This is a genomic window from Candidatus Dependentiae bacterium, assembly GCA_016871815.1.
GTDB lineage: Bacteria > Babelota > Babeliae > Babelales.
Genome location: VHBT01000027.1, coordinates 1 through 13,518, shown reverse-complemented (window position 1 = coordinate 13,518; position 13,518 = coordinate 1). Strand labels below are relative to the sequence as shown.

At 42.3% G+C, this 13,518-nt stretch carries 11 protein-coding genes; 6 read left to right on the top strand and 5 right to left on the bottom strand.

Annotated features, from left to right (window positions below; translation table 11 throughout):
* A partial coding sequence (locus FJ366_03875; protein MBM3894704.1) for a hypothetical protein occupies positions 1 to 1,022 on the bottom strand: 1,022 nt, incomplete at its 3' end.
* A 258-nt stretch (positions 1,023 to 1,280) separates the two neighbouring features.
* On the opposite strand from FJ366_03875, the gene FJ366_03870 reads away from it, so the two are divergent.
* The gene (locus tag FJ366_03870; protein MBM3894703.1) at positions 1,281 to 2,426 is read left to right on the top strand and encodes an ATP-binding protein; all 1,146 of its coding nucleotides are present in this window, start codon (positions 1,281 to 1,283) and stop codon (positions 2,424 to 2,426) included.
* Between the two features lie 3 nt (positions 2,427 to 2,429).
* Here FJ366_03870 and FJ366_03865 read toward each other — a convergent pair whose 3' ends face one another.
* Positions 2,430 to 3,782 carry an ATP-binding protein gene (locus FJ366_03865; protein ID MBM3894702.1) on the bottom strand — a complete coding sequence of 451 codons (1,353 nt, stop codon included), beginning with the start codon at positions 3,780 to 3,782 and terminating at the stop codon, positions 2,430 to 2,432.
* A 378-nt stretch (positions 3,783 to 4,160) separates the two neighbouring features.
* Here FJ366_03865 and gspE point away from each other — a divergent pair, with 378 nt between their 5' ends.
* From gspE to FJ366_03845, 4 genes are all read left to right on the top strand, one after another.
* Complete coding sequence (gene gspE / locus FJ366_03860) at positions 4,161 to 5,855, top strand: type II secretion system protein GspE (GenBank protein ID MBM3894701.1); 1,695 nt, start codon at positions 4,161 to 4,163, stop codon at positions 5,853 to 5,855.
* 22 nt (positions 5,856 to 5,877) lie between these two features.
* Positions 5,878 to 8,571: a hypothetical protein gene (locus tag FJ366_03855; protein MBM3894700.1), complete on the top strand. Its 2,694-nt coding sequence runs from the start codon at positions 5,878 to 5,880 to the stop codon at positions 8,569 to 8,571.
* Between the two features lie 213 nt (positions 8,572 to 8,784).
* Positions 8,785 to 9,045, top strand: coding sequence for a hypothetical protein (locus FJ366_03850; protein MBM3894699.1), 261 nt, complete (start codon positions 8,785 to 8,787; stop codon positions 9,043 to 9,045).
* Between the two features lie 28 nt (positions 9,046 to 9,073).
* Complete coding sequence (locus FJ366_03845; protein ID MBM3894698.1) at positions 9,074 to 9,367, top strand: hypothetical protein; 294 nt, start codon at positions 9,074 to 9,076, stop codon at positions 9,365 to 9,367.
* A gap of 61 nt (positions 9,368 to 9,428) precedes the next feature.
* Here FJ366_03845 and FJ366_03840 read toward each other — a convergent pair whose 3' ends face one another.
* Positions 9,429 to 10,496: a hypothetical protein gene (locus FJ366_03840; GenBank protein MBM3894697.1), complete on the bottom strand. Its 1,068-nt coding sequence runs from the start codon at positions 10,494 to 10,496 to the stop codon at positions 9,429 to 9,431.
* A gap of 358 nt (positions 10,497 to 10,854) precedes the next feature.
* Here FJ366_03840 and FJ366_03835 point away from each other — a divergent pair, with 358 nt between their 5' ends.
* Complete coding sequence (locus FJ366_03835) at positions 10,855 to 11,550, top strand: hypothetical protein (protein ID MBM3894696.1); 696 nt, start codon at positions 10,855 to 10,857, stop codon at positions 11,548 to 11,550.
* Between the two features lie 78 nt (positions 11,551 to 11,628).
* On the opposite strand, the gene groL is transcribed toward FJ366_03835, so the two are convergent.
* On the bottom strand, positions 11,629 to 13,251 hold the full coding sequence (gene groL / locus FJ366_03830; GenBank protein ID MBM3894695.1) for a chaperonin GroEL: 1,623 nt from the start codon (positions 13,249 to 13,251) through the stop codon (positions 11,629 to 11,631).
* Positions 13,252 to 13,285: 34 nt separating this feature from the next.
* The coding region (locus FJ366_03825; protein MBM3894694.1) for a hypothetical protein at positions 13,286 to 13,518 on the bottom strand (233 nt) is incomplete at its 5' end.

Here is a 13,518-nt window from a genome sequence, read left to right as displayed (position 1 = left end):
GTATTTCTCGCTGCTTCTGCGGAGGTGCGACGTGCCCTTTCTTGAGCTCTTTGTGCGTCTGCTTGTGCTTGGACTGCCTGGGCTTGCAGGCGAGCCACTTGATCGGTTTGAGCTTGAAGTTGTTGTTCTAACGCTCTTTTTTCTTCGTCCGAGCTGCGTGATGTGCCACGTAGCTGGCTTTGGAGCTCTGCATTTTCAGCTCGGGCTTGTTTCAGCCTTTCTGCAGATTCTTGAGCTGCGCGACGGGCACGGGAGGCTTCTGCTTCAGCGTCTCTTTTTGCGAGTTCAAGTTCGTCGGCTCTGCGCTTGGAGTCTGCAAGTGCGCGCTGCGCATCTGCAGTTTGAGCCAGGGCTAACTGGCGAGCACGTTCGGCTTCAAGTTGGCGTTCTTGATTAGCCGCTGCTTCCGCCTCGGCTCTTCGTTGTTTTTCAGCCAGGGCAAGGGTTCTTCGTTGTTCTTCAGCTGCAGCGGCTCGTTGTCGTTGTTCTTCGTCAGCTGCAGCGGCTCTTAGTTGCTTTTCATAGATTTCTTGTAATTGTTCTGCCGTAGGGCCACTTGATTGATAACCCGGAATTCTGGCCGCAATACTTCCGGGAGAAGGGAGTGATGTTGCTGCAATCGATGCATCAACCCTAGATCGACTTGACGGAGGTGGCGGAGGGGGGGTTCTTAATGATGAAATCACATACTCTCGTGGTTTTGTTGGTGGTTTAGCGTAGACTCGCGATGGCACTTCTGCAGTAGGTCGACGAGGCGTTTGCCCTCGTCGTTGGTCTATAGCGTTCCAAATAGCAGTGGGTCCACGGTGTTTGTATGTTTCCAAAATCGCATCAACTTTAGGCGATCCTGCTGTACGACTGATCGCTGGTTTAAATCGATCGACGGGAGTGCTAAGTCGGGCATTTAGTTCTGCAATTTCTCTTTCGTTTAATCCATTGATGTCTTCTTCTAGTCCGCCAAAACATGAAAAAGTTGTAACAAAAAAAATAAAAAAAAGGAGCAAAGAATGATTGTTTTTCATGTCAATTTCCTTTGAAGTGTTGGTTTTTCCAAATTTATAACAGCCCAAGTAGTGTTTGTAGTCATTTGTTATCATCCGATTTTAGATAAAAATACTCTTGATAGCTTCTCAAATTCATTCTGCTGATTGGTACAATTTTGAGGTTTGGGTGCTTTTTGCAACTCTTCTTGTGCGCGCAAACTGGCTCTGTGTTGACTTTTTAAGCGCGTTGTGAAAAATTGACTTTATAAAAAACGAATTTTCACGAAGGTGTAAAAAATGATTGTTCGCGAGATTGCCAAAGTTGTTTTGCGCTATGCACAAATTTTTCAGGTCGTGAGTATCCAGGGGCCGCGGCAGTCGGGAAAAACAACGCTTGCGCGTCAGCTTTTTCCTCAGTTGCCGTATGTTTCGCTCGAGAATATCGATATTCGTAGAGAGGCGCTTTCTGATCCGCGCAGTTTTCTTGAGCGTTACAAATCGGGAGCTATTTTTGATGAGGTTCAAAATGCCCCAGATCTTTTGTCGTACTTGCAGCAAATAGTCGATGAAGACCAGGCTCCGGGGCGGTTTGTTGTTACTGGTTCGCAAAATTTAGCTCTTAGTCAGACCGGTTCGCAGTCTTTGGCTGGGCGGGTTGGGGTTGTGACGTTGTTGCCGCTGAGCCTTAAAGAAATTAATTCAACTCAAGAATGGCAAGAGCTTGTGCTGAGAGGGGGGTATCCGCGAGTTACCATGCTTAATCTTGCCCCGCATGAATTTTTTCCATCGTATGTTCAAACATACGTGGAGCGAGATGTCAGAAATATTTTGAATGTGGGAAATCTTGTGGCGTTTCAAAATTTTGTTCAACTGTGTGCAGGCCATGTTGGTCAAGTGATAAATTACACATCCCTAGCGCAAGACGCGGGGATTTCTGTTTCTGCTGCGCGAGAGTGGCTGTCGGTTCTTGAAGCAAGTTATGTGATTTTCAGGCTTCCAACCTATTTTAAAAATTTAAATAAACGGCGCATAAAAATGCCCAAACTTTATTTTTATGATACTGGCCTTGCGGCATATCTTTTGGGTCTGCAGACGGTTGATATTTTGAATAATTATTACCGTAAGGGAGCGCTTTTTGAAAATCTTATCATTCTGGAGTTGATGAAAAGTAAGCTCAACAAAGGGTTGTCGGCGCAACTTTCGTTTTGGCGTGATTATTCAGGCGTTGAGGTTGATTTGATCATCGAAGATCGAACGGCACTTGCGGCGGTTGAAATAAAATCTGGAAAAACGTTGCATCCGGATGATCTTAAAAATGTAGAAAAATTTGTTGAAATGGAGCCTTCGGCAACAATGAATGTGGTGTATTCCGGAGACGCTCATTATTTTGGTAAGGTTCAATGCGTCAACTGGAAAAATATCGAAAAATTAATCCCGTCTTGATGTTTATTCGATCATTAGCGCTTTGATCGCATCACTCAGCTGTGCGTCTGCGTGCGCAAGTGGATTTGCAATCGCGTAGAGCGGAAAGCTGAAAATTTCTTTTGCGTGTTCATAGTTGCGAGCCGAAAAGCGAATTGCGTACTGAGCTTCTGGGTGCGATTCTAAAAATAAATAACTGCTTTTTATTCGCTTACTTGTGCCAGATTTTACTTCAACAGGAACAAGCGATTGATTTAGTTGAATCACGTAATCAACTTCGGCATCGCTTCCTTTTTGGTCTTTGCGCCAATAAAAAAGAGGTTTTTTTCTTGAAGGCGGCGCATACGCAAGAAGCTCTTGGCCGACAAAAGATTCTACCACGGCGCCGTTATTTATAAACGCAATCGATGGATCGATAATCCATGATGCGATATCAAGTCCAAGTGTTGCCAGGCATAATCCAGTATCCAAGAAGGCGATTTTAAAATCATCCAAATCGGCTTGAGCTCCCAGGGGAAGTCCTTGCGCTGCAGTTTTGAATATTTTGTGAATAAGACCTGCTTTTTCTAGCAAATCAAGCGCGGGAGCAAGCTCTCGCTTTTTGTATTCACCAACTCGTGAAAACATAAATTTGTTTCCGATTTGCCCTATCGCATGCTGGAAAAGAATTTCTAGATACTTAATTTGGTGTTTTTTTGCATACTTACCAAAATCTTGTTGATATGCATCCAAGAGCGAGTGGTGAATAGTGCTCACCGTCTGCAAAGAAGTTGTCTTAAACCAGGCATTTATCGCTTCTGGCATTCCGCCAACAACAATAAATAATGCGAGTTCATTCATGAGGGTTGTATGCAGCTCTTCAAAAAGTGGTTCGTTTGTTGTTTGTGAAAGCAGGGTCTTTATCCAGAGGTATTTTTTTTGAGCAGCGAGAAATTCCAAAAATGAAACTGGATACAAATAGAGCGAACTTACTCTGCCGACAGGAATTCCTACCTGCTGAATAGCAAATTCCAATAGCGACCCAGCTGCGATGACGTGTAAATCTGGTATTTGTTCATAAAAATAGCGAAGGCAACTAATGGCCTGAGGAACTTGTTGAATTTCATCAAAAAAAAGGAGCGTTTTTCCTGGGATAATTTTTACAGATCGGTGTGTCGAGAGTTGCAAGAGGATTCTATGAACATCCATGTCGCGTTCAATAATTTTTCGTGCAACTTCATCTTGCTCGAGATTGATTTCAACAAAAGAGTCAAATTTTTTTGCAAGCGCTCGAACAGCATAGGTTTTTCCTACTTGGCGCGCCCCTCTGAGCAGCAATGGTTTTCTGAGTTCATCTTTTTTCCATTCTGCTAAAAAATAATCAATGATACGCTTCATTTTTGTTGGCCCATTTGATCAGAAACAGGGTTTAAGTATAAAAAAGACGGTTGCTTTTTGCAATTTATGTATAAAAAAGACGGTAACTTTTTGTAATTCATGTACAAAAAAGACGGTTAGTTTGTTGTTTTGATATAAAAATAAGAAAAAACGATGTTTTTATGTAATTTTAAAAAGCTGATTTGCATGATACGAGATATTCTTGATGTCAGAATTGAGTTTTGTTTGTTTGATTATAAAAATCGTAAACAATAATTTTTGGCTTTCGCCTTGTATGGTAAGCCTCTATTTTAACGAGTTTATGATTTTTTACCGAAAATAAGTGATCGTGTGATACACTTGCCTGCAAGGTGAGGGTGTAACATAAGGTGTGCAAAAATGGTGGTAGAAAAAATTGGTGTCGATCTGGTTGCTCAGGGGCTGTTAACCGAGCAACAATTGGATGCTTTTTTGCAGCAGTGCGTACAAGAAAAAAAACGATTACATACAGTTCTTTTGGAAAAAAAAGTGATTGCAAAAAACGATTTGTTGCAGTCGTTTGCGCGTGTTTTTGGGATGAAAACGCTTGAGACCATTACCGAAGAAATGGTCGAGCCGCGCGTGCTGAGTAAAATTCCACTTAAATTTTTGCGTACACATTTAATTATGCCGGTGGTGGTCGATGGTAAGCGTCGATTGGTAACGTCTGATCCTATGGACCTTGAACCACTTGATGATTTGTCGTATCTGATTGCTGTAGAAGCCGACCCGGTGTTGGCGATCGATGACATTGTGCGAGAGAGCATCAACAAATTTTATCCATTCGAGACCAGCTCAGAGATGATGGACGAGCTCAAAGCAGGAGAAAGCGAAGAAGATTTTGATCTTGATGCTATCGAAGAACGCGACATCATGGAGATGGCAAATGACGCGCCGATTGTTAAATTGGTAAATCATCTTATTTTCCAGGCGGTCAAGGAAGGAGCATCTGATATTCATATCGAGCCCTTCGAAAAAGATTTGAGCATCAGATACCGTATTGACGGGGTGATGTATCAGCGAACAATGCCGCCAAAACGATATCAATCGGCGATTGTTTCGCGTATAAAAATTATGGCAAACATGGACATTGCCGAAAAACGACTTCCTCAGGACAATCGTATTCAACTTAAAGTCGCCGACAGACCAGTTGATCTGCGTATTTCTGTGTTGCCCTGCAATTTTGGTGAGCGCGTGGTAATGCGTATCTTGGACAAAAGCAAGGGGCTTTCTAGTCTTGATACATTAAATCTTTCCAAGGAAAATCTGGCGATTATCCAACGCGCGATCGAGCGACCAAATGGGATTGTGCTGGTGAGTGGACCTACCGGTTCTGGTAAAACAACAACATTGTATTCTTTGCTTTCAAAACTCAATTCTCCCGATGTGAATATCATCACCGTAGAAGATCCTATCGAATACACCATCGCGGGAATTAACCAGGTTCAGGTGCACGAAAAAATTGGGTTAACTTTTGCAAATGCATTACGATCTATTTTGCGGCAAGATCCAGATGTTTTGTTGATTGGTGAAATTCGAGATGGCGAAACAGCACGGATTGCAACTCAAGCATCATTGACGGGTCATTTGGTTTTTAGCACCATTCACACGAGCAGCGCTCCAGGAACCATTACACGGTTAATCGACATGGGCGTAGAACCATTCTTGGTGGCATCATCACTTGCGTGTGTTATTTCGCAGCGGTTGGTGCGCAGATTGTGCGAAGACTGCAAGGCGGTGCACAAGCCAAGCGAAGCGCAACTTGCGCGTGCCGGAATTTCTGAGCAGCTGGCCAAAGAAATTACTTTTTATAACGCCGTTGGATGTGATCGCTGCTTTAAAAATGGCTACAAGGGACGAGTTCCATTGTTCGAAGTCATGGAGGTTGGGCAGGAACTTGCAGAGTTGATATCTCAACACGCCGAAGCGGGAATTATTAAGAAAAAAGCGAGTGAGCTTGGGATGGTACAGTTGGTTGACGATGGTGTGCGGTTGATTCGTGAAGGGCTAACGACCATCGATGAAGTTTTGACCGTTTCTGTGGCAGACTTGTAGTGCGCGGAGTGGGTTGCGTGTTATGACAACTTTTGCATCTCAGTATGTATGGTCAATTCGAGCTTTTTTTATTTGCTTGAGTCTTGTTTTGGTGAGTTATCATCCATCAATTCAGCGCAGTGTTATCGATTCGCTTGTGCATTCGTTTGAGCGCGATGCACAAGCAAAACTCGAATCTTCTAGCGCGGTTTTTCATCTCGTTCCGGGAAAAGTGATTTTCAGCGATGTTGTTGTAAAAAAAAAAGACGAGGCATTCCCGGTTCTTCTTGCAAAAAAAAGCAGCATTGATTTTGCACCATTTCAAAGCATCGTTTGTGTGAAATTTGTATTCCAAGCAGCTGTTTTTGGCCTGCGACTGCCACTTCATCGAGGGATAGATGGCGTGTTTGATGTTATTGATTTGTTCAAAGAACTTTTGAGTACAAAATCTGCACACATTTTGCTTCGTACCGTAGATTTACATGGTTTGTCGATAGGAAACATTTCGGGTGCTGTTTCGGTTGAGTCAAGCAACGAATATGCAGAGGAAAAAACAAATGTATGTGTGGATTCTGGAACATTTCTTTTTCCCGTAGACATGAACAAAAAATATCCTTCTCGTATTGGGAAAATTGGGATTACTGTGCCCGGAGTTGATGGCGTACGTAAAATTTATGGAGAGATCGTCGGAAAGGGCGATACGTCAATTATTGCGTTAAGAGAAGGTGAATCAGCGCGCATGGTTATTGAACATACCAAGGGACAGGTAAAATATCGCTGTCTTGCACCACTTGATGATGTTGTTGCGTGTGCTGCGGCGCTTTTCCCCGAAGAAAAGATCGATAAAAAATATGCAGGAATGAGGCCCAAAATTCATGGGTATGACGTAGTGGTCAAGTTTCGAGGTGCTTACGAGCCAGATTCAAAAAAAGGGAACTTGCAGTGGATTATTCACCACATGCAGAGCTCTAAAAAACAACAACTTATTGGAGTTGCTCGGCACGAAGACAAGGCATTTACGTTGCATGGGGATTTTAAAGATTCGGACAACTCGGTGATCACCTTTTCTGCTGCTGGTGATGTTCGGCAAAAAAAATGGCATTTTGATCTAAAGAATTTAACGAAAATGACATTACCATTTGGAGCGCAGGTTGAACCTGGTGATTTTACCGTCAAGGGGAAGCGGGGTTTATTGGGAAATGTTTTTGGAGGATATTCTGTTAAGGCGTTGTTTGGTCGTGAGCGCGAAAATAAACAGCTCGCTGCAAAAGGTATTTATTCGTATCACGATGACTTATTTTCGATTGTAGGAAAAATAAATGATCGCGTTTCCTTTTGCTCCGCCAACTGTGATGATGGGTTTAAAATTAAGCGAGCAGCACTTTTGGATGAAAAAAATAATGCAGAGCTTTTTTTGCGAAGTGATGACGCAACAGCAGGTCGATTGACTGGAAAAATCAAAGGAAAAGCGCTTGCGGCATTATTGCCTTTGCAGCTTAAGAGCAAAATTATTGGTGATTATGGGTATTTGGAGTTGGCCTGTGATCAATCAAAAATGCCAGAGCGGTGCAGCGGGACAATAACTGTTAAAGATGCATCGTTTTGTGTTGGCGGAAGTTCGAATGCCTTTCTTTCTGCAGGAATGCAATTTGATATCGATTTTTTATTGAATGCAGCAACTTTTTCTGAGATTGAGCTACAAAGTGCGTGTGGTTTTCTGGTTTCTAAAGAAATTTTATTGAATTGGGGCGATCGGGGAGTGTTGTTTGCGCATATTCCATTTGGGGTGCGAAACTTTTTGGTAAATCGAGGGAAAGATTTTTACGTGATTGTTGATGGTGATTGCGCATTTGATTGGGTTGACGGAGGAAGGCATTCGGTTGATGGATCATTTATTATAAAAAAATCCAATCTTAACAATCTTCCGTCCGATGATTCCGGGCTTAATGAAGGTGGATTGTATTCAACCTTGCTTAAAAAATCAGAATTTTTTGGCGTTGATGGAGCAATCACGATTAAGACTCAAGAGCCGCTGAGTGTTAATCTTCCCATATTGCGTACAAATATTCATATTGATGCAAAAATTGATATTGGAATCCAAGGTGGTGGCAGTATTATTCCAAAGGTTTCAGGAACGCTCAAGCTGGATGGTGGCGAGCTGGATATTTTGGGAAGAAGCTTGCGGATAATGCGAGGGTTGATACATATTCTGCCAGCTCAAAACGATAATCCCCTCATTGATTTTCTTGCGTATACAAACATTAAGCAGTATCGAATAGCAATTCATGGCACGGGAACATTGCAACGTCCTCACTTTGTTTTTGAATCAGCGCCGCCGCTTTCGCAGGAGCAAATAATTGGACTGATGCTTTCTGGTGTCGAGCATGCTGATATAAATCAGCAGCTACCAGGAATTTTTTTGCAAAATATTCATAAAATTCTGCAGGCCCCAGAAAGTGGGGAGAAAAAAAACCTCTTTCAAGCCTTGTTTAATTCATTGAAGTATATTCAATTGCTGCCGTATCAAGATGATTTGTCTTCACAAAAAACCGTCAAGGCGCGGCTGAATGTTGACCTTGGGCCTCACTTGCGAGCGCTTTTTCACAAAGACATACTGGGAAAAGAGGCTATTGCACTGCAATTTGAGTACGATGTAAGCAACGACGTTTATTTGAGGTTTTTGCGACAAGCGTCTGGGTTTGTTGGTGCCGAAGCTGAGATGCGATTTAAGTTTTAATATTTCAGGGAGCGGTCTGATTTCCTCCTGAAAATAAAGACGATCATTTTAATGTATTTAGTAAAAATGCTTTATTGATCAGAGTATTTGTTCTCTTTTTTATTGATTTTTTTCTCGGCGGTTTTCTATTATAAAAGTATGGATGTGACCTGCGGTGTGATTTTGAGCACAAGGGTATAATATTTTGAATTTTTGAACTGTGGAAAAGATGAGATGAATAAAAAATGGTATTTATTGATCGGGTTGAGTCTTGCCACAATAACGGTTGATGGAACAAAAGACTCGCGATTAGAAGAGTTAAGAAGAAGACCCATTCTTTTTGGTGTTGATATTTCAGCAAGAGAGCTTGAAGAGCAATTAAAGCGAAAAACAGAAAAAGGTTCTTCTCCTGGGCCACATCCCGCTCGAAGAATTAGGGTTTGGAGATCTTCAGATGAAGAATCGAAAAAAGATGACGAAGAGGGCAAAGAATAAGTTGGGGTATTTTTCTAAGGAGTAGGGTATGAATTTCAAAGTTATAACCATGTTTTTGTTTACGGTTGCTTTTGGTTTGAGCGCACAAGGTCAGCAAGGTGGCTCGTCTGTGGCAATTCAGCAGTTGCAGGAATCGTATGATGCTGCGCAGCAAGTTCAGGATGCTGCTCAAAAGGGATACGATAATACCAGCGGCCTTGATAAGGCAAATGCGCTGACGTTATTAAATTCCGCAAAAGATGCTGCTGCAAAAGCAAAGCAAGCCTTGGATCGAGCTCGAGCGATTGCTTCAAATGCCAAAGCACAAAACGCTCAGCAATAAAAAGTTTAAATAACAAAAAAGAGGTCGGAGTTTTATTTCCGACCTCTTTTTTGTTGATTTTTTAGTAACGTGCTAAATTCAACATTTGAGCGAGAGATAGATTTTGTCTTTGATGTGAAGCCATCATGAGCTCGGCATAATAATAATCACCGAGATATTTTTTTGCTTGAGTAAAAGTAATTTTTGCGTCTCTGAGTGGCTTTATTATTTGCTCAAGTTGTTGTTTATCTGAGCGTGCATGCACGGATCGAAGTGTTCCGGATTCTGTTGCTAAGATTTCATCGCATAAGATTATTTCTTCGTTTACAAAGGCTAAAAGCTGTGTATTGTCTCTGAGGCGAGAAACCGTTGTTTTCTTTGAGAGCGCGAAAAGTTCGCGATCTGAGTATGTATCTGCTTCTTCTCTAGCTTGATCGTGTCTTGAGACTCTGTGGATACTTCTTCTGTCGCTTGGTGAAAATTCTGGGCTGACTACTCGACCAGGGTATTTTTCTGGAGAAACAATAGAATCAATATCTGTGATAGTTAAAGCTGAACCAACAGAAAAACCTGAAGCTGGTGCTCTTGGTGGGCGTTGTTCTGCGATGGTATGTCGTCGTTCTCGAGCGCGTCGAGCAGCTGCTGTTGTAGGGCTTTGAAAATCGCCATCAAGTTCTATGATGGTATCATCAAAACGAACTCTTTGTTGTGGCCCACGAAGGGAATGTCTCACGTCGCGAGTTCTTGGTGAATGTATTACTGGTGATACTCTGACGTGGTGGCGTGGTGATCCGCGAGGTGCGACTGGGGCCCGCTGCGTGGTTCTTCCGCGAGGACTTGCGTGAGCGCCACCTGCACGGCCAGCGCCAGCAAGGCCACGTGGAGAAGTGATTGGAGTTGTAAGAAATTCAAAATCTAATGGAGAAACTTTTGCGCTTGCTCGTGCGCTTGCTCGTGGTGCTCGATCGCCAGCTGCATGATGATGAGTGGTTACGTTGACAGAGGTTGTTCCTTGAGGGCGTGGAACATACACTGTGGCTTGTATATCGCCACCCGAGCACATTCTAAACATTGAAAAAATCTCAACAGGTATAAGTATCGCGGATAGTAAGAGCACAGAAAGTGCTTTTTTATGAAAATTATGAATCATTAAGACTCCTTTACGGTACACAGGAATGGCAAAATTAATTTTTAAAAGGCCGATAGATCGCGAAGATCGGCGAATAATATCCTGACTTTTGCCATAATCTGTAAATTTTATTTAGATACGGTGGTTTTCTATTATGTCAAGCAGGATTGATTCTGTGAAAAAGTTTAATTTAAGCTTGCTTTTGTTAAAAATATGCAAATCGTGACGTATTGAAACAAAAAAATTGAGAAATTAAGACGTTTTTAGGGCTGGGTGTCGAGTGTTCTGAGCCTATCATGCTGTTTTATAGTGGAAGAGTATTTTTAGTTGCGATATGATTGGGCCGATTTGTTTTTTGATTTCAGACCCAGAGGTTTTTATGGAAAAAAAGTTTTTTATTTTGGCCAGCTTTGTTGTTTTTTCTCAGTTTATATTTTCAACAACGACATTGTTGTTGACCTCTGCACATCCTTCAAAGGAAAGTTACATCAAGCATCAGGAAAATTTTCTTAGGACGAATTTGTTGGTGCAAGAAGTTGCATACGATATATCTTGTGGGATTTCAGAGTTACTAGACGCTAAAAAACCTCGGGCATTAATTATCAATACAACTTACGCTGACGGGAGATTTATCTTCCATTTTGATGATTTGCCAGATCAAATTTTAACTGACCAGGAGCTTGTAAAAGCTTTAGTTGGGCGAGGCCTTGCCTGTGATGTTGAAAGCGAAAATCGAACAATCGAATTTGTTTTTTTGAATGGTAATGCAACCTATGATTTGTGTTGTAGGTTACAAAGCGAGTGTGGTATTCCGGTGGTTGTTGGATGGAAAGAGGAAGATGCTTTTTCTAGTAGGGCATACATAATGGGCGCTTTTTTTATGCGATTATTATCGCTTGAGTTTTCTTATGAACAAGCATTTATTGCGGCCGCTGAGGCTTGTAGATTTCCCGCAACTGCTAGCAAATTAGAGATTTATTTGATGATCAAATATTCTGATCGATATCCTGTTGAGTTGGCCGGTCGGCGAGGAGCGTTTTTTAAAAATAAATGTGATGCAGCAATCGTCGAATAAAAAAGATGTCATTTTTTGAAAACAAAAAGGAGCGAATTTCAAACTCGCTCCTTTTTGTTTTTTGTTAATTACTCTTGCTTAGTACATTCCAGGCATGCCTGCTGGCATTTTGTCTTGCGCTGGTTTGTCTTCTGGGATATCAGAAACCATCGCTTCTGTGGTGAGTAATAATCCGGCAATCGATGCGGCATTCTGAAGTGCTGAGCGTGTAACTTTGGCAGGATCAACAATCCCTGCTTTTACCATGTCGGTAAAGATTTCATTTTTTGCATCAAATCCGATGTTGCCTTCGGTGTTTTTGATTTTATCAACGATGACTGCGGCATCAAATCCTGCATTGCTTGCGATTATGCGTGCAGGTTCTTCAAGTGCTCTGCGAATAATTGCAACACCCAACTGCTGATCCCCAGAAAGAGAAAGCGCATCAAGAGCTTTTTGTGCACGAATGAGCGCAACGCCCCCGCCGGCAACAATTCCTTCTTCGACTGCTGCGCGCGTTGCATGCAGTGCGTCATCTACGCGATCTTTCTTTTCTTTCATCTCGGTTTCGGTTGAAGCGCCAACGCGAATTACTGCAACGCCATCAGATAATTTTGCAAGACGTTCTTGAAGTTTTTCTTTGTCGTAATCGGAGGTTGCAAGTTCGATTTCTTTATTAATTTGTGCTGCGCGTTGTGCGATTTCTTCTTCGGTTCCTGCGCCATCAACAATTACACAGGTGTCTTTGGTTGCAGTGATTTTTTTTGCAAATCCAAGATCGGAGAGTTTCATGTTTTCAAGTTTAAGTCCAAGCTCGTCAGAAACCACAGTTCCGCCAGTCAGAATAGCAATATCCTGAAGCATAGCTTTTCTGCGATCGCCAAATGCTGGAGCTTTCACTGCACAGACGTTCAGCACGCCACGCATTTTGTTTACAACCAGTGTTGCAAGAGCTTCGCCTTCGATGTCTTCAGCGATGATAAAGAGTGGACGACCTTGTTTTGAAACTTGTTCAAGGACCGGAAGCATATCTTTCATGCTGTTGATTTTTTTGTCACAAATTAAGATCGAAGCATTATCAAGCTGTGCAATCATCTTGTCTGAATTGGTGATGAAGTATGGAGAGAGGTACCCACGATCAAATTGCATACCTTCAACAACTTCAAGTTCACTTTCCATTCCTTTTGCTTCTTCAACGGTGATAACGCCATGACGACCAACGCGTTCCATCGCTTCGGCAATTAAATTTCCGATGGAGCTGTCTGAATTTGCAGAAATGATAGCAACTTGAGCGATTTCTTCTTTGCTCGAAACAGGTCGTGCAGCACTTTTGATTGCCGCAACTACTTTTTCAACCGCGCTTTCAATTCCGCGTTTGATGTCCATAGGATTTGCGCCCGCAGTGGTGTTTTTGAGGCCTTCGCGATAAATCGACTGAGCAAGGATGGTTGCGGTGGTTGTTCCGTCGCCGGCAACATCAGCGGTTTTTGATGCAACTTCGCGGACCATTTGTGCGCCCATGTTTTCAAACTTATCTTTAAGTTCGATCTCTTTTGCAACGCTCACGCCGTCTTTGGTGATAATGGGAGAACCAAAAGATCGCTCGAGAGCTACATGTCGCCCTTTGGGCCCAAGGGTTACTTTAACGGTATCTGCAAGGGTGTTTACACCGGTTAAAAGTTTAGCACGTGCCTTGTCGTTAAATAAAATGTGTTTAGCCATGGATCAATATCCTTATTGGTTAGATTTTTTAGCATTAAGAATTTTTTGTGGAATATGTTTTTGCTTCGAAAACTTCAGCAAGGATTTCATCCTCGCGCAAAATGACATAATTTTGTCCATCAACAGAGACTTCGGTTCCGGAGTATTTACCAAAAAGAACGGTACTTCCGATGTTGACGCCGATGGGACGAATTTTTCCATCGGTGAGAACTTTTCCTTCTCCAACGGCTTGGACTGTGCCGGTTTGTGTTTTATTGTCTTGAACGG

What these genes read in the sequence shown, in the direction of transcription:
- gspE (MBM3894701.1), top strand. Translation starts at nt 4,161, where the DNA reads ATGGTGGTAGAAAAAATTGGTGTCGATCTGGTTGCTCAGGGGCTGTTA.
- FJ366_03840 (MBM3894697.1), bottom strand. Translation starts at nt 10,496, where the DNA reads ATGATTCATAATTTTCATAAAAAAGCACTTTCTGTGCTCTTACTATCC.
- groL (MBM3894695.1), bottom strand. Translation starts at nt 13,251, where the DNA reads ATGGCTAAACACATTTTATTTAACGACAAGGCACGTGCTAAACTTTTA.
- FJ366_03870 (MBM3894703.1), top strand. Translation starts at nt 1,281, where the DNA reads ATGATTGTTCGCGAGATTGCCAAAGTTGTTTTGCGCTATGCACAAATT.
- FJ366_03835 (MBM3894696.1), top strand. Translation starts at nt 10,855, where the DNA reads ATGGAAAAAAAGTTTTTTATTTTGGCCAGCTTTGTTGTTTTTTCTCAG.
- FJ366_03865 (MBM3894702.1), bottom strand. Translation starts at nt 3,782, where the DNA reads ATGAAGCGTATCATTGATTATTTTTTAGCAGAATGGAAAAAAGATGAA.
- FJ366_03845 (MBM3894698.1), top strand. Translation starts at nt 9,074, where the DNA reads ATGAATTTCAAAGTTATAACCATGTTTTTGTTTACGGTTGCTTTTGGT.
- FJ366_03850 (MBM3894699.1), top strand. Translation starts at nt 8,785, where the DNA reads ATGAATAAAAAATGGTATTTATTGATCGGGTTGAGTCTTGCCACAATA.
- FJ366_03855 (MBM3894700.1), top strand. Translation starts at nt 5,878, where the DNA reads ATGACAACTTTTGCATCTCAGTATGTATGGTCAATTCGAGCTTTTTTT.